The organism is Paenibacillus sp. FSL R5-0908 (assembly GCF_038006245.1).
Classification (GTDB): Bacteria; Bacillota; Bacilli; order Paenibacillales; family Paenibacillaceae; genus Paenibacillus_AQ; species Paenibacillus_AQ odorifer.
The window spans coordinates 4,414,033-4,430,540 of record NZ_JBBOUV010000001.1 but is presented as its reverse complement, the minus strand read 5'-3'; the positions used below and the strand labels follow the sequence as shown (position 1 = coordinate 4,430,540).

The following is a 16,508-nucleotide window of genomic DNA, read 5'->3' as shown; positions in this document are numbered from 1 at the left end:
GTTCTTTTTTTGTTTATTTTTTGTTTATCTTAATTTTGTATAATACTCTCGATTATTGTCGAATTAATGACATGATTTATGCTAGAGGGGGAAATAGAGTTTGAAGCCATCATTTATGAAAATAGGCATTAGTATTTCGTTATGTACTGGACTTGTGGTGCAGGGGGTGGGTCCTATGCAAACTCCAATCATAAGTGCAAAAGCTAGTTTCGGTTGGATCGAGAATAGCCCAGCTATAATAACGTCCATCAATGAAGATGACTATTCCAACGCAGGAGTTGAGGTAGCCAGCTTTTTGACAGGAAAAGTATCGGATCCAGCGTCAACAGGGATTGCTGTAGTAGCTTTAGATAATACCAAAGGGGCCTGGCAGTATTACAACACGGTGGGACGAATTTGGTATAATATCGAGCCGGTGTCAAACAGTAATGCTTTTCTGCTGCTGAAATCGGAGAAAATCCGTTTTGTCCCGGCGAAAGACTGGAACGGAACGGCATCCATTAGCTTTAAGCTATGGGATACAACAGCATCCGGTTATCAAAATTATCAAAAAAATGCGAATACCACTGTATCTGCCGCGTTCAGCTCAGATCCGGGTATAGCCGTAATTACTGTAAATCCAGTGAACGATGCACCTTATCTGACAGAACTAAATGGTGGGGACTATCTTAGTTTTGACGGTAACGGTGATTATGTGACCTTCCCGGATCAACGGATTTATGGGAATTCTTTTACAGTCGAAGGATTTTTGAAGGTAGATGCTTTTCAGACATGGATGAGATTTTTTGAATCATCGATCGCAGAGCAGAACCACAATATTTTTGTAGGTTTTAATGGCAAACGGATGAATTTCACTGCCTACACTAATAAGGGAGATATTAATGTCACTGAGGATTTCCCGATTTCTAAATGGGTTCATGTCGCGATTGTTTATGATCACAGTCAGAAAAAGGGACGGATTTATTGGGATGGTGTACTTAAGGCAGAAGGAGCCATGGATTTAAGTACAGTAGGAAACGTTGCACGTCCGAATAACTGGCTTGGAAAAAGCACGTGGAGACAGGACGGAGATTATAACGGTGGAATGAGAGAAGTGAGGTTCTGGAGTAAAGCCAAGACCCAAAGTGATATTGTTCGAGAAATGAATGTCGATTTGACGGGCTCGGAGCCTAATCTGGCTTTAAACTATAAATTAGCGAATAGCAATGATGGGAATGTCGCTATTAATACCTCTGGTCTTCCCCTTAAGAACGGCACAATTACTGGGGCAACCTGGAAGCAGGATACAGGTTTTATGGGGAATACTACAACCGATAAAAACAAGTCGGTCTCACGATCCTTTAAGGTCCTCGATGTGGATGGAGATGACCTACAAGTGTCAGCTACTTCCTCGAATACGCTCTTAATTCCGAATAATGGACTGAAAGTAAGTGGAAGTGGTGAGGTACGGACTTTAGAAATAACACCCGCAGCGAATGCTTTTGGCACCAGTGTGATTTCTGTTAAGGTAAGTGATGGAGCATTAAGCAACACATACACTTTTAATGTGACGGTAAACGATACGGGGGATGTAATCGTAACCGGAGTGACCCTGGATAAACCATCACTCAGTTTAACGGAAGGAGAAACAGGAGACACGCTTAGTGCCGTAATAGCACCTGCTAATGCCACGAACAAAACAGTAAGTTGGAGCTCTAGTGATGAGACTGTTGCAACCGTTGTAAACGGGGTGGTAACTCCAGTTGGTGTTGGAACAGCGATCATCACGGTAACGACTACTGATGGAAGTTTTACTGCTTCGTCTGTAGTAAATGTGAGTGCCCCAATCCCGCCGGTTGTGAACGTAACTGGTGTGAAGCTAGATCAGGAAACACTGAATTTAACAGCTGGTGAAGCTAATGGAATTCTAAAAGCAACAATAGAGCCTGCTAATGCAACGGATAAAGACGTGATCTGGAGCTCAAGCGATGAGACAGTTGCGACCGTAGTGAACGGAGTAGTAACTCCGGTTGGTGAGGGGACAGCAGTTATTACGGTAACGACCAAAGATGGAAGTTTTACAGCTACAACCACAGTTAAAGTAGCCGCTCCTAAGCCGCCTGACGTTATCGTAACTGGGGTGACTTTAGACCAGACAGAACTTCACTTAACGGTGGGTGAAGGCGACGGGAATCTACAAGTTACAGTAGCACCTGCTAATGCGACAAATAAAGGTGTAATCTGGAGCTCAAGCGATGAGACAGTAGCTAAGGTTGTTTATGGAGTAGTAACTCCGATTGGTGAGGGAACAGCCATCATTACGGTAACGACGAAAGATGGTAGTTATACGGCTTCTACAACCGTTACTGTGAAGGCTCCTGTTAAGCCAGTTACAGCACCTGGAATTCCAACATCCGTAACTGCAACTGCAGAGAATGGTCAAGCAATCATCACCTTTATCCCGCCGGTGAACGATGGAGGCAGCGAAATTACAGGATATATTGTAACTGCTAATCCGGGAGGTTTGACGGTTACGGGAACTGGAAGTCCACTGACAATCAGTGGTTTGACGAATGGAACAAGCTATACCTTCACGGTACAGGCTATCAATAAAGCTGGCATCAGCGAATCCTCTGCTGAGTCCAATGCAGTCGTTCCAAGCACTCCATCTGGTGGTGATATTGTAGTTCCGTCGCAACCAACCCCATCAGCAACTCCGGCACCTGTGGTAAATGATGCTTCCATTCTAATCAATGGTAAAGCGGAAACAGTGGGAACCGCAACGAATGGTAAACGGAATGAGCAAACGTTAACTACCATTGTGTTAGATCAGAAGAAGCTAGAGGACAAGCTCGCCACTGAAGGTAAAGGTACGGTAGTTTCTATCGGTGCGAATAGTAAATCTGATGTTATAGTTGGCGAACTAAACGGACAAATGGTTAAAAATATGCAGGGTAATCAAGCGATTCTTGAGATTAAAGCGGGAAATGCGACATTTACACTTCCTGCTCAGCAAATTAATATTGACGCTTTGAACGAGCAAATCGGCAAGTCGGTAGCTTTGCAAGATATTAAGATACAGATTGAAATTAGCGCTCCTACAGCTGATAAAGTTAAAGCTTTAGAAGCAGCTGCGCAAAAAGGATCCTTTTCATTAGTTTCCGCGCCAGTTAATTTTACGGCTAGAGGTATCTACGGAGATAAGAGTATTGAACTTTCCCAATTCAATACGTATGTTAAACGTACCATAGCCATTCCTGAAGGGATGGACCCGAACAAGATTACAACTGGAGTGTACGTTGATTCCGAAGGTTTGGTACACCATGTTCCTACTAAAGTGGTTGTAATTGATGGCAAATATTTTGCTACCATTAACAGCCTAAGCGGAGGTACTTACTCCGTAATCTGGCATCCGCTTGAATTTAGTGATGTGGCTAATCACTGGGCAAAAGAGGCAGTGAACGATATGGGCTCCCGATTAGTCATTGAGGGAACAGGTAATGGTCAATTTACTCCGGATCAAGCCATTACCCGTGCAGAGTTTGCGGCGATTGTTGTACGCGGTCTGGGACTTGAGATGGAACAAGCTGCAACACCATTCTCAGATGTAAAGACCACGGATTGGTATAACAGTGCGATCAACACAGCATTTGCTTATCAATTAATCAATGGTTTTGAAGATGGAATGTTCCGCCCTGATGAACATATTACCCGTGAACAAGCGATGTTAATTATCGCCAAAGCGATGAAAATTACAGCGCTACAGACTAAGCTTTCTGTTCAATCGGCTGACGTTTTGTTAGCTCCATTTACAGATGGCAGTGATGTTTCTAACTGGGCGACCAGTGGAGTTGCTGACACTTTGCAGGCAGGCATTATCATGGGAAGAAGCAGTAAAGGGCTTGCTCCAAAAGATGATATGACCAGAGCTGAGGTTGCAGAGATTGTGAAGCGGCTACTTGAAAAGTCGGATTTAATCTAATTTACTGAGCTCCAGAATCGTGATAATTAGAGGATTCGTTCAAAGAACATTGAACGAGTTCTCTTTTTTTTTATGGTTAGCCAAGCAGGAGAATGGCAAATTATCCAGAAAAAATAACTTAGCTCGTTTATACGATAATTAGAAAAGAGGCGATATCTATGGAAATAAACCCAATCATTAATGATGTATTTCAGGCAGCACAATCAGGCCTTACAGAACGGCTAAAAGAAATCCAGGAAGCCCATCCGCACCTTGCCGAATATGGAAAATAATATATTCGATAGTGATGGTTATACTTCCTTAGATTCTGCTGCTTTTCATATGGATAATGTTGAACTAATAGAGTTGTTAATCGAACATTGTACCGACATTTCTGCTAAAATTAAAAGTGATGAATCTGCATGGTCGGTTGCGATTAAGCAGAGTAATTATAATGTTGTAGAATTTCTCCGCGGAAAAGGAGTAGTCTTGAATGAAAATCACAGTGGATGATAAGAATGATTCAACGGTAGCTATAATCTCTGGTGAGGGGATTGTTATCAATAATGTAAGGGATGCCTTAGACTTAATGATGAATGTGAAATACCAAGGATGCGATAAAATGCTTCTGAGGAAGGAGCAGATTACGGCTGATTTTTTCGAGCTAAAGTCTGGAATTGCTGGTGAGATTGCTCAAAAATATACAAATTATCAGATGAGAGTTGCTATCGTAGGAGAATTTACAAGCTATAACAGCAAAAGTCTGAATGATTTTATTTACGAATGCAACCAAGGCGATAAAATGTTGTTCAAAAGTACTGAAGCTGAGGCTTTAGCGGCCCTACATTTATGCAAATCGTGGAGATGATCCAGAGAGGAGTTATATCATGGATGAAAGTAAAATCACATATGAATCGATCGATGCCTATATTTCCGGGTTTTCGCTTGAGGTTCAGGAAATCCTTAATACGTTAAGAAAGGTAATAAAAGAGGCGGCACCGGAAGCAGAGGAAAAAATAAGCTATCAGATGCCTACTTTTGCATTACACGGAAATTTGGTGCATTTCGCTGCTTATCCCAAACATATTGGATTCTATCCCACTCCAAGTGGAATTAATGCTTTTAAAGATGAATTATCAGGCTATAAAGGTGCTAAAGGGTCTGTTCAATTCCCCATTGATAAGCCTATGCCTTATGAATTAATTAGCAAGATTGTAACCTTCAGAGTCGCTGAAAATCTAAAAAAAGTTAAAGCAAAATAAGGTCTCTACTGGTATGAAATAGAGTTGTCCATCTGGTCAGGGCTGGAAGTGTGTATCCATTGGTGATGTTCTTTTTGATGCTGGTGAACATTGGATCCACTTCCGAGGCACTCCTGCCTCTTTTTGCTCATTTCGGACGTCGTACAAACGCCAGTATGATATCCTGGGCATAGTCCCCGAATCCACTTCCGAACAGATTTAGTCCTCGTTTATTGAGTGCATCCTCCCGAATTTCAAAACGTACACGAATTGGTTCATTAAACGCCAGCTTTAAAGAGCTGATTGTAGTGGAAGATGAGAGAGAACCATTACAGCTGCTGCCCGATTCCGAGACACTCCATGTAGTAAGAGCTCCATATTCAGTTCCGCTTCTCCAACGTTCAGGGGTCAGTTTCCCTTTGCGGTTCCCGAAATCGGAGGGACAGGTCCAAGTCCCGACTAACTGGTCATTGATGGATAAGCTGATATCACTGGCCCAATCCTCTCGGAACGAAGGGGCTTCTGAGCATACTTCTGCCGAAATGCGGATTTCGTCCAACTCGACGCCTGGAGGCAGGGGGTTGGCAAAATAGTATTCGACATAACCGGCTTCCGCGAACCATAAGAGTGAGGCATCGACTCGTTCAGGCATGTAGAATGCTCTTGGATCATCCTGGGAGCCAATGACACCTCCATCTTTTCCGGCCATCCCGCAGGATGGTTGTATGGAGCAGTGGGAGAACATTCCGATGGGCATATGTATTTCCTCAGTTTGATGCAGACCATCCCCTAGCTTTGAAGGGAGATCGAGTTGAATAGAGCGACAGGTGACCGCGCAGATTTTTTCGCGATTTGCTCCTTGTGTAGACGAGATAAGATTAACCTGTTCTAACGTCTGTACATTGATAGATATCGTTGGCTGAGCTACACCTAACGTCTCAGCTAATTGACTGACACTCATAGGCTTCTCTCCAAGGGCTTCAAGAATGCGGACGCGGACGTCACCAGACAGTGCTTTAGCTACATCTAAAATGCGTGACGCGGGATAACGTATCATTTCTTGTGAAATATCATTCATCATATTTGTTCCTTTTCGTATAGGATGGGTTGAGGTTATTGTACAATGAAGAACGAGTATTGTAAAATCATAATAAACATTGCGAAAATAATATACTGGTGCTAAAATGAGCTCAACTTCTTATTTTGAAAGGCTGTGCTCGACATATGACAACTTCTATATTAGCTTCTGAGACACTTGCGATTCCTCGTTCTGAACACCCTCATCCACATTGGCAACGTCATGAATGGATGAATTTGAATGGGCAATGGTCGTTTAAGTTTGATCCGAACAATGAAGGTATGAAGGCATTATGGTACTCCAATCCTGAAATCGCTTACGACTCAATGATCACTGTACCTTTTTCTTGGGTAAGTTCCTTATCCGGAATTGGCTGCGATCAACAAGGAATAGGCTGGTATCGCCGCACCGTGAATGGGCAGGCTGTTGACCAACAAACACGATTGTTTTTACGTTTTGGGGCAGTAGATTATTCATGTGATGTGTGGATAAATGGAGAACATGTAGGTTCACATCAAGGTGGATATGGTTCGTTTGAATTTGATATTACACCTTACTGGGAAGCTAATTGTGAGAATAATATTGTCGTAAGAGCTGAGGATTTCGATCATGCTTATCAAGCGCGGGGCAAACAAGGATATGGAGAAATCCGTGGAATTTGGCAGCCTGTATGGCTTGAAGCACGTCCCGAAACTTATATGAAAGATGCAAAATTTGTGACCCGTATAGATGGACAGGTGAAGGTAACTACAAGAATAATTGCGCATGAAAAGGGTTCGGCAGAGTTTACGCTGCAATTCGCTGATCATTCTGTTGTTCATACTGAGAAGCTGCAGCTTATAGCAGGGGTGAACGAATGTAAGCTGTCTATCGATATTCCCAATCCGCATTTGTGGAGTCCAGAAAATCCTTATTTATATGAAGGTGAACTGCAGCTTAGTGGATCGTTTGGGACAGATACAGTCAGCACTTATTTCGGAATTCGCGAAATTCAGACTGCTCGCTTTGACAATCGTGATTATCGGTGGATCACCTTAAATGGCAAGCCGATATATTTGAACGGTACTCTTGATCAGTCCTATCACAAGACAGGGTTTTTCACCTATCCAACGGATGAAGACATGCGGGATGAAATTTATTTAATGAAACGTTTAGGACTAAACATGGTGCGAATTCATATCAAGCCCGAAGAACCCCGTAAGCTGTATTGGGCGGATAAGCTTGGCATTCTTGTTATGGAAGATATGCCTTGTTTCTGGGGTAATCCGGATGACAAGGCCAGAGCCTCCTATGAGAGTGAAGCCCTTGAGGTGATTGAACGAGATTATAATCATCCATCTATTTTTTCGTGGGTTATGTTCAATGAGACCTGGGGTTTGAAGACAGATGCTCAGGAGGCTAGCCTCACAAGTGATGTAACGCAGCAGAGTAGTTATCTTAAAGAGACACAGGAATGGGTGCGGGAGAAATATCGCTGGGCGAAGCAGCTTGATCCGACTAGAATTGTTGAGGATAACTCGCCGTGTAATTATGATCATGTGGAATCGGATATTAATACATGGCACTTTTACATTAATGGTTACGAGCAGCTGCAAGCCCACTTAAATGAGGTTGTAGATAAAACATTCCCAGGGTCGGAGTTTAACTGTATTGGCGGCAACGTACAGTCTGATGCACCTCTAATGAACAGCGAATGCGGTAACGTGTGGGGGATAGAAGGTGGTGCGGGGGACAGTGATTTGGCATGGCATTACCGCTATATGATGAATGAATTCCGGCGGCATGATAAGCTATGTGGATTCGTATTTACTGAATTCCGTGATGTTACGAATGAGTTCAATGGTTATTACCGGCTAGACGGGAGCGATAAGGATTTTGGATATGGGGATTTTGTTCCCGGGATGACGATTGCGGATCTGCATTCCCCAGATTTTATCGTGATAGATGCTCCTCCATGCCAGACAGTAGAAGCAGGGCAGAGTGTTAAAGTACCTTTGCTAGGTTCCAGCTTCGCAGACAGCTATCACGGTCATAATTTGAAGCTGAAATGGGAACTGTGGTACGACAATTTAGGGACTCGGGTCACTGCGCAAAGTGGACATATGTCTGTGAAATGGGATCACTTTGGAAACACTATACTTCCTTCTTTGAACATAACAATGCCTGGTCAGGAGGCGGCTGCAATACTTGCTGTTTCTCTGATTAATGAGAAGGGTGAAGCGATCACGCGGAATTTCATTACTTTCGATGTAAGAGCCGGTAATAAATCTGTATTGCTTAAAGGTGAAGGAGAATTTATTCAAATTCCAGTGGGAGCATATACCGAACATAACTTTAAGCATCAATGGGATGCTATCCAAGGATCTAAGGTCAATGGTGCTGGGCAAGGTCAGTATGTATACGAGGTTACACTGCCAGATGCAGCAGATAAATCAATGATTGGTGAGATCGAGATCATGTTCGAAGCAAGTGCTAAACGATTGCTGGCGCGGCATGTTGAAGGTATGAAGCTTAATGATATGGGCCTTGATCTTATGCATGGGGCAGATGCGAGGGTGGAATATAATCCGAATACGTATTATATGACGGATGAAGAGCGTCATCCTTCGCGAGTGAACGTTCTGGTGGATGGGCAGCGGATTGGTTCTTTCTATTTACCGGATGATCCGGCTGATAGCAGAGGGATTTTGTCTTGGCATTATCAGCCAATAGCGAATAAGCTGGATGAGGCTGGATCTTACGGCTACCTATGCAAGGCAAGTGTACCGGGGCAGTTAGCAGCGAAGCTGGATCGCAATCGTGTTTTTCGTTTGGAGCTGCAAGCAGAGGAGGGCGGATTAGCTTTGTATGGCCGTAATGCAGGTCGTTATCCATTGGACTTGTTGATTCGTTATCGCTAAATAACCTCGATGTGCAAAAAAAGCAATCCCTGCTAAGAAGCAGGGATTGCTTTTTTATCGGTACTGCAAGGTATTATTAAAGTTCTTTATCATTAATGCTGTTTAACCAGCTTTCAATCTCCCCGATGACCGAACTAATGCAGCCATCTTCAAAAGGTGAAGTCAGGCCCGCAAGTTCAACCAGCTTGATAAAGGATTTGCTTCCTCCAGCTTGACATAACTCCAAATAATCACTCCAAGCGGATTTAAAATCTTCATTTGAGCGTTTCCAGAACTGGAAGGCACATAGCTGTGCTAGTGTATAGTCAATGTAATAGAACGGGGAAGCGAAGATATGGCCTTGCTTATGCCAAAATCCACCCTGTTCCAGATAAGCATTACCTTCATAATTGCGGTGCGGCAAATATTTTTTCTCGATTTCTCGCCAGGCTTGCTTACGTTCAGCAGGGGTTGCTTCAGGATTGCTGTAAACAAAATGCTGGAATTCATCTACAGTAACTCCGTAAGGAATAAACTGAAGGCTATCTGCCAAATGATTGAAACGGTATTTGTCTGCATCCTCTTCAAAGAACAATTCCATCCATGGCCAAGCAAAAAATTCCATGCTCATGGAATGGATCTCACAGGCTTCATAAGTAGGAAAAGCATATTCAGGTACATTAATATTTCGGCTTTCATACACCTGGAAGGCATGCCCCACTTCATGGGTCAAGACATCAATATCCCCTGAGGTTCCATTGAAATTGGAGAAGATAAAAGGTGCTTGGTATTGGCTGAAGTACGTACAATAGCCGCCGCCTTGCTTTCCTTTTTTACTTACTAAATCCACTAGATTGTTATCCAACATAAAAGTAAAAAATTCATCAGTTTCTGGTGAGAGCTCTTTGTACATCTTTGATCCGTTAGCTACAATCCAGTCAGGATCTCCTTTAGGAGTGGCATTGCCAGTCTTGAAGCTGAAGTTCTCGTCATAAAACTTCAAAGCATCCAGACCTAGGCGTTCAGTCTGCCGTTTCTTAAGCTGTTGGGAGACGGGTACGATATGCTCCAGAACTTGTTTGCGGAAGTTGGCTACCATGTCGGCGTTATAATCGGTCCGCATCATCCGGTCATAACCTAGCTCCACAAAGTTGCTGTAACCAAGCTTTTTAGCAATGCGGTCACGGACTTTAACTAGCTCGTCATAGATTCGATCAAATTCACTTTCATGTTCAGACATAAAATCATATCTGGCTTGTGAAGCACGTTTACGCATGTCACGGTCCGTGGACAATTCAAAAGGAGTAAGCTGAGTCAGTGTGCGTTCTTCGCCTTCGAATAGAATCTTAGCGGACGCGATAAGCTGAGCGTATTCTGTAGAGAGTTTGTTCTCCAATTGTAAATCTTCGATGATTTCTGGACTAAAAGTACGCAGAGCTACTTCTGCAAGCTGAAGCAGCTGTGTGCCCCATTCTTGTTCGAATTCGGCTCTGTATTTGGAATTGACGAGTGCTTTGTAATAGTCCGTTATGTATTCCTGAACGATAGGCCCAATTTCGTCCATGAATTCCTGTTCAGCCTTGTAGAATTCATCTGTTGTATTGATCGAATGGCGAACGCTAACCAATGTCTGCAGCGTGTCAAACTCATTGCGAAGCTTGTTAATAGCGGTAACGGAAGCCTTTTGCACTTCTAATGGCTCGGTGTCATTGAGATCTTTAAGCAGGTTGTTAAAATCCTGTTTGAACTTCTCTACATCCGGGCGCTCATAGCGATAATCATTAAATTTCATTAACTATTCAACTTCCTTTCTATACCAGATAGTCTCTATTATATATTCTGAACAGCAATTTACGATAGACCTGTGTTAGCTGTTTTTGAATAAAAAAAGAACAAATGGACAAAAGTGTAAAAACTTGTAGATGAAATACGGTTTGAAATTATCTAAGAATATAGTAGAAATGCAATTTATGAGCGCATCCGTACAATGTAATGAAGCGAAAATAGGAGGCTCGATATAGATGAAACCCCGGATTACAGTAATAACACTAGGTGTGGACGATCTGGAGAGGGCTTTGATTTTTTACAGGGATGGATTAGGATTCCCGACCAAAGGGATCATTGGGAACGAATTTGAACATGGAGCAGTTGCCTTTCAACAGCTTATCGATTACCTAGCCTTTATTTAACCCGCATTCGCTGAATACGGGTTATCTCTGTTTATATACGAAGTTTTGTATTTTTCCACTTTACACCCTTCCTCCCTCTTTTTTTGCTGTAGCAGCACAACTGTCGACAAACTTAATATATCATGATATATTATTATGTATAAGGTGAAAAAATTAGAGTCAGGAGATAACGAAAGTCATGAGTGAGACAACATCATCCAAACCGATGTATGAAAAAATATTTGATGAAGTGAAGCAGCTTATCGTTAATAAATCCTATGGACAAGGGGAACGGGTTCCCTCAGAGAAAGAACTGGCTGAAGCCTATAATGTTAGTCGGATTACGAGTAAAAAAGCTCTGGAAATGCTCGCTGCGGAACAATTAATTGTGAGAAAACCGGGGAGAGGTTCATTTGTGGCTGATCCAGCAGTCGATTACATGGAATCAGCGATATCTCCGGGGACGGTCTCCGACGGAACTGTTTTCAATTCCTTTAACCATGAGGAAAAGACGATCGGTCTGGTTATTACCGACTTTGGCAACAGCTATGGCACAGGCTTGATTTATGGCATGGAGCAGGCTTCACGTGATAATGATTGTTTTCTGGTTTTAAGAAGAACCTTTGGGGTGCCGGAGAACGAAGAGAAGTCTATTCAGAAGTTGCTCAGCTTAGGTGTAGATGGTCTGATCATTTTTCCGGCTCAAGGCGAATTTTTTAATGCTGAGATTCTAAAATTGGTGATAGGGCGCTTCCCGCTAGTTCTGGTAGATCGCCATTTAAAAGGAGTGGCAGCAGCATCGATCAGTACTGATAATATGCAGGCTGCACTCAAGGGTACGGAGTATTTATTTGATCTCGGGCATACTCACATCTCCTTTCTCTCTCCACCTCCAGCGGATACCACAGCTCTTGAAGAGCGGGTAGAAGGATTTATTCAAGCGCATGCGGAACGGGGAATAGCTGTAGACAAGGGATTGTGGGTCAGCGATTTGACCTCAACACTACCGGATTCCTTCAACGATGAGAATATTGAACATGACATTTCACGGCTAATTTCTCATTTGCAAAAGAATCCAACAATAACGGCGCTTTTTGCTGTGGAATATAATATAGCGCTGCTGGCTAGAACAGCGGTCCAACGACTTGGGTTACGGATTCCAGAAGATATTTCGATCATTTGCTTTGATAGTCCGCCAACTCCACTCGGTTCGGGTTATGCATTTACCCATTTACGGCAAAATGAAGAAGAGATGGGGCGGCTCGCAGTAGAAAATGTATTGCGAATTATGAACGGGCAGAGTGTGTCCAATAAGATAATGCTGGAAGCTGAGTTGATTTCTGGTGAATCCACAAGCTCCGCTAAACAATCCATCTCTGAATAGATTTTTGGCTTATTCTCCAAATTAAACATATATTAGTTGTTATAAAAACCTATCCTTTTGGATGGGTTTTTTATTTGTTTTAGATATATATTTATCATTACAGATGTGTTGATATATTATTATAATAAAATAAACATATTGACATACTAATTACATGACAATATACTAATCAATGAAAGCGCTTCAAAGTTAAAAAGAAAAAGGGGGTATTATAACTGAAAGCAACTAGAGAAATACCCGAGTCGATGCATAAACTGGCATCTAGCGTAAAAGCACAGCTGAGTGATCGCCCGAAATTAGCCGAAATGTTCGAGAAATGTATGGCTAACACCTGGAACACAACCTTAAAACGAATGCCAAACGGAAGCACTTTTGTTATTACCGGAGATATTCCAGCGATGTGGCTACGGGATTCCGCCGCACAGGTCAGACCTTTCCTAATCCTTGCCTCCGAAGATGAAGAAATTGCAGACATGATTGAGGGACTTGTACGTAGACAATTTACTTACATCCAGCTTGATCCATATGCTAACGCATTCAATGAAGAAGAAAGTGGGCATGGCCACCAAGAGGATCTGACGGAGATGAGCCCGGGAGTCTGGGAAAGAAAATATGAAATTGATTCGTTATGTTATCCAATCCAACTGAGTTATCTGCTCTGGAAGAATTCGGGCCGTACTAGTCAGTTTAATGAGTCGTTTGTAACAGGCGTAGAAAGAATCATAACATTATGGACTACCGAACAGAACCATGAGCGCGATTCAAAATATCTTTTTCAACGGATGAACTGTCCGCCCACGGATACGTTAGCTCGAGAAGGCAAAGGGACGTTGACGGCTTATACCGGAATGACTTGGTCTGGATTTCGTCCTAGTGACGATGCCTGTGAATATGGGTATTTGGTTCCAGCCAATATGTTCGCGGTGGTTGTTTTACGATATGTGTGTGAAATTGCCCGTGAGATTTTAGGTGATCAGGAGCTGGAAAAGAAAGCTAGAAAACTATCTGACCAGCTCAATAAGGGAATAAGTGAGTATGGAATTGTAGAACATCCAGAGTTTGGGACGGTCTATGCCTATGAAGTAGATGGTCTGGGACAGGTGAATATTATGGATGATGCAAATGTACCGAGTCTTCTCTCCATCCCTTATTTGGGTTATGTGACTGCTGATGATCCTATCTATAAAAATACCCGTGAACTTATTTTAAGTAGCACTAATCCCTATTTTTTCGCTGGAAAAGCGGCTGCTGGCATTGGAAGTCCGCATACGCCAAATCGGTACATCTGGCCCATAGCTTTAGCGATGCAGGGAATGACATCTACCCGCTTTGAGGAACAGGAAGCCTTACTTCAGCTGCTGGAGAAGACGGATGCTGGAACTGGATTTATGCATGAAGGGTTTCATGTGGATAATCCTGATGAATTTACACGTCCATGGTTCTCTTGGGCAAACATGATGTTCTGTGAGCTTGTACTCATGCGCTGTGGTAGGCAAATTAAGCGCGGTTGAGACCAACAAGGTTTTTATAATCGACTCTAAAGGGGATAGAGAACATGAAAAAATGGCTGGTTACCTCAATTGTTTTGGTAATGACTACTGCTCTTGCTGCGGGCTGCGGTGGTAATAACGGATCTGCGGACAAAGAGACCGGAAACACAAGCAAAGCTGGGAGCAGTACCGGGAAAAAGACAGAGCTTACCTTCTGGGGAGATTGGGGCGGTGAGGGGCAGAAGCAATTCGAGACCATGGTGGATGCTTTTAATAAATCGCAGGAAAAAATTCACGTAAAATATGTGCTGCAACAGGATATGATCACGAAATTCCTAACTTCTGCGACCAATGGCGGCACTCCTGATGTACTGTTTTGGGACCGTTGGAGAACTTCGCTGTATGCCCCGAAAAATGTACTGCATCCGGTGGATGAATACTTAACGCGTGACGGCATTTCCGAAGATGATTTCTACAGTGAATCCCTACGGGAGCTTTCATACGATGACAAATTATATGGGCTGCCGCTTACAGTAGATGCACGTGCTCTTTTCTATAATAAGAAGCTGCTCGCAGAGGCAGGACTTCAGCCTCCAACAACTTGGGATGAGCTAGAGGCAGCGGCTACGAAGCTAACGAAATGGAATGGCAATAAACTGGAGACTGCAGGTTTTTCCATGGGAGATTTGGGACTTTTTAATATGTATCTCCAACAGGCTGGCGGCACCATGCTTACAGAGGATGGAAAGACCAATTTTAATAATGAGCAGGGCAAGCAAGTGCTTGAGTTCTGGGATCGCCTAATGAACAAGGACAAAGTGTATAAAGTAGGGTTCGAACTTGGACTTGGTGAAGGACAAGATGCTTTTGTCACAGGTAAAGTGGCTATGCTGTATTCCGGTCCGTGGATGCTCAGCACCTATAACAAATATGGTAAAGACCTGGATTATGGAATCGTTCCTCCTCCAGCCGGACCAAATGGTGATAAAGGCAGTGTCATGGGGGGATTTGGGCTAGTGATTCCAGAAGGCTCCAAACATAAGGAAGAGGCATGGGAGTTCATCAAATGGTGGACAGCGAACAAGGATAACGCGTTGCTCTGGGCAAAGACGAGTCTAAACCTGCCGGGTTATAAGCCATCGATGGAAGATCCATTTTTCAAGGATGATCCAAAGTGGCAGCCGTTTCTGGAAACGTTGGAGTTCGCCAAGGTTCGTCCGAACCACCCTGGATATTCCGTAATGGAGACTGATGCTTTGGCCCCTAATTTGCAGCTTAACCAGCAAAACAAGATGAGCATTGATGAGACCTTGAAGAAATCGCAAGTAGAGGGCGACAAAATGCTGAAGGATAATGAAGTAGTGAAGTAATAAGTAAGACATTTGAAGTAAAGGGAGGTTTCGCCTCCCTTTTGCTTAGGAGGGGGTAGCTGAAATGGCTTCCATCAGAAAGCTAGAGAAACATCAGGCGCGGACGGCTTATCTGTTTATTACACCCACGGTATTGCTGTTTACAGTATTCACGGTCATCCCCGTGGTAATGGCGCTATATTTAAGCTTCACCAACTACGACGTACTTAGTAGAAACGATTGGATCGGTTTTGATAACTATCGCCGTTTGATAGAGGACAGTTTGTTATGGAAAACATTCCGAAATGTATTTCTGTATTCCATCATTTTCGTTCCACTTAATATTCTGATCTCGCTTCTCCTCGGGATTCTGCTTAGTCGATCCTGGCGTGGGGTAAAGTTGTTCCGCACATTGAATTATCTGCCTACCCTTACATCCGCTGTTGCTGCAGCTACGGTATGGATCTGGCTTTTACATCCTGAATTTGGTTTGGTTAACGGGTTGTTGTCCTATGTTGGGATTACGGGTCCAGCTTGGTTATCCGAGACACGAACGGCGATGTTGTCCATTATTATGCTTACCCTCTGGCAATCGGTAGGTTCTAATATGATTATCTACTTGGCAGGTCTGCAAGGCGTGCCTGACTATTTGTATGAATCTGCACGGCTGGACGGTGCTAATAAGCTGGCTTGTTTCCGGTTTATTACTTGGCCGCAGCTGCGACCAACGACCTTTCTTGTCAGTACGATGTCAATCATTGGTGCGTTGCAGTTGTTCGACCAAGCTTTTGTGCTGACGCAGGGGGGGCCGGCGAATATGACAAAGACTCCAGTTTATCTGATCTATCAGCAGGGCTTTAATCAATTGCAAATGGGGTATGCGTCTGCACAAGCATTTGTGCTTGCTGTGGCGATTCTCATATTCTCACTTATAAACATGCGGATCACAAAGGCGGAGGAGTCCATTGTATAAGCCGGG

General features: G+C 43.3%; 11 protein-coding genes and 1 pseudogene. 10 read left to right on the top strand and 2 right to left on the bottom strand.

Annotated elements, in window-relative coordinates; translation table 11 throughout:
- Positions 1–100 precede the first annotated feature (100 nt).
- The 4 genes from MKZ09_RS20215 to MKZ09_RS20200 all read left to right on the top strand — a co-directional run bounded on the left by MKZ09_RS20215 (position 101) and on the right by MKZ09_RS20200 (position 5,202).
- Positions 101–3,961, top strand: a complete 3,861-nt coding sequence (locus MKZ09_RS20215; RefSeq protein ID WP_081394122.1) for an S-layer homology domain-containing protein — start codon at positions 101–103, stop codon at positions 3,959–3,961.
- A gap of 261 nt (positions 3,962–4,222) precedes the next feature.
- On the top strand, positions 4,223–4,453 hold the full coding sequence (locus tag MKZ09_RS20210; protein WP_076200719.1) for an ankyrin repeat domain-containing protein: 231 nt from the start codon (positions 4,223–4,225) through the stop codon (positions 4,451–4,453).
- Positions 4,434–4,808, top strand: a complete 375-nt coding sequence (locus MKZ09_RS20205) for a DUF4180 domain-containing protein (RefSeq protein ID WP_076133840.1) — start codon at positions 4,434–4,436, stop codon at positions 4,806–4,808. The genes MKZ09_RS20210 and MKZ09_RS20205 overlap by 20 nt, the downstream gene beginning before the upstream one ends.
- 19 nt (positions 4,809–4,827) lie before the next feature.
- Entirely contained in the window at positions 4,828–5,202 is a 375-nt protein-coding gene (locus MKZ09_RS20200) for an iron chaperone (RefSeq protein WP_076200722.1), read from the top strand.
- 127 nt (positions 5,203–5,329) lie between these two features.
- On the opposite strand, the gene MKZ09_RS20195 is transcribed toward MKZ09_RS20200, so the two are convergent.
- Positions 5,330–6,262 (bottom strand): ArsR/SmtB family transcription factor, encoded by a 933-nt coding sequence (locus MKZ09_RS20195; RefSeq protein ID WP_239498748.1) that lies wholly within the window; start codon positions 6,260–6,262, stop codon positions 5,330–5,332.
- 143 nt (positions 6,263–6,405) lie between these two features.
- Between MKZ09_RS20195 and MKZ09_RS20190 the strand changes: the two genes are divergently transcribed.
- Positions 6,406–9,159 carry a glycoside hydrolase family 2 protein gene (locus MKZ09_RS20190; RefSeq protein WP_076200725.1) on the top strand — a complete coding sequence of 918 codons (2,754 nt, stop codon included), beginning with the start codon at positions 6,406–6,408 and terminating at the stop codon, positions 9,157–9,159.
- 76 nt (positions 9,160–9,235) lie between these two features.
- On the opposite strand, the gene MKZ09_RS20185 is transcribed toward MKZ09_RS20190, so the two are convergent.
- The gene (locus MKZ09_RS20185; protein WP_076200727.1) at positions 9,236–10,930 is read right to left on the bottom strand and encodes a M3 family oligoendopeptidase; all 1,695 of its coding nucleotides are present in this window, start codon (positions 10,928–10,930) and stop codon (positions 9,236–9,238) included.
- A 229-nt stretch (positions 10,931–11,159) separates the two neighbouring features.
- Here MKZ09_RS20185 and MKZ09_RS20180 point away from each other — a divergent pair.
- From MKZ09_RS20180 to MKZ09_RS20160, 5 genes and pseudogenes are all read left to right on the top strand, one after another.
- Positions 11,160–11,303, top strand: a pseudogene (locus tag MKZ09_RS20180) (VOC family protein); the annotation flags it as partial.
- A gap of 202 nt (positions 11,304–11,505) precedes the next feature.
- On the top strand, positions 11,506–12,690 hold the full coding sequence (locus tag MKZ09_RS20175; protein WP_076200730.1) for a GntR family transcriptional regulator: 1,185 nt from the start codon (positions 11,506–11,508) through the stop codon (positions 12,688–12,690).
- 245 nt (positions 12,691–12,935) lie between these two features.
- Positions 12,936–14,201 carry a glycoside hydrolase family 125 protein gene (locus tag MKZ09_RS20170; protein ID WP_076200733.1) on the top strand — a complete coding sequence of 422 codons (1,266 nt, stop codon included), beginning with the start codon at positions 12,936–12,938 and terminating at the stop codon, positions 14,199–14,201.
- Positions 14,202–14,245: 44 nt separating this feature from the next.
- Complete coding sequence (locus tag MKZ09_RS20165; protein ID WP_076200736.1) at positions 14,246–15,550, top strand: ABC transporter substrate-binding protein; 1,305 nt, start codon at positions 14,246–14,248, stop codon at positions 15,548–15,550.
- Between the two features lie 64 nt (positions 15,551–15,614).
- Complete coding sequence (locus MKZ09_RS20160) at positions 15,615–16,502, top strand: carbohydrate ABC transporter permease (protein ID WP_076200739.1); 888 nt, start codon at positions 15,615–15,617, stop codon at positions 16,500–16,502.
- The last annotated feature ends 6 nt before the right edge of the window (positions 16,503–16,508 follow it).

What these genes read in the sequence shown, in the direction of transcription:
- MKZ09_RS20210 (WP_076200719.1), top strand. Translation starts at nt 4,223, where the DNA reads ATGGAAAATAATATATTCGATAGTGATGGTTATACTTCCTTAGATTCT.
- MKZ09_RS20205 (WP_076133840.1), top strand. Translation starts at nt 4,434, where the DNA reads ATGAAAATCACAGTGGATGATAAGAATGATTCAACGGTAGCTATAATC.
- MKZ09_RS20200 (WP_076200722.1), top strand. Translation starts at nt 4,828, where the DNA reads ATGGATGAAAGTAAAATCACATATGAATCGATCGATGCCTATATTTCC.
- MKZ09_RS20195 (WP_239498748.1), bottom strand. Translation starts at nt 6,262, where the DNA reads ATGATGAATGATATTTCACAAGAAATGATACGTTATCCCGCGTCACGC.
- MKZ09_RS20190 (WP_076200725.1), top strand. Translation starts at nt 6,406, where the DNA reads ATGACAACTTCTATATTAGCTTCTGAGACACTTGCGATTCCTCGTTCT.
- MKZ09_RS20185 (WP_076200727.1), bottom strand. Translation starts at nt 10,930, where the DNA reads ATGAAATTTAATGATTATCGCTATGAGCGCCCGGATGTAGAGAAGTTC.
- MKZ09_RS20175 (WP_076200730.1), top strand. Translation starts at nt 11,506, where the DNA reads ATGAGTGAGACAACATCATCCAAACCGATGTATGAAAAAATATTTGAT.
- MKZ09_RS20170 (WP_076200733.1), top strand. Translation starts at nt 12,936, where the DNA reads ATGCATAAACTGGCATCTAGCGTAAAAGCACAGCTGAGTGATCGCCCG.
- MKZ09_RS20165 (WP_076200736.1), top strand. Translation starts at nt 14,246, where the DNA reads ATGAAAAAATGGCTGGTTACCTCAATTGTTTTGGTAATGACTACTGCT.
- MKZ09_RS20160 (WP_076200739.1), top strand. Translation starts at nt 15,615, where the DNA reads ATGGCTTCCATCAGAAAGCTAGAGAAACATCAGGCGCGGACGGCTTAT.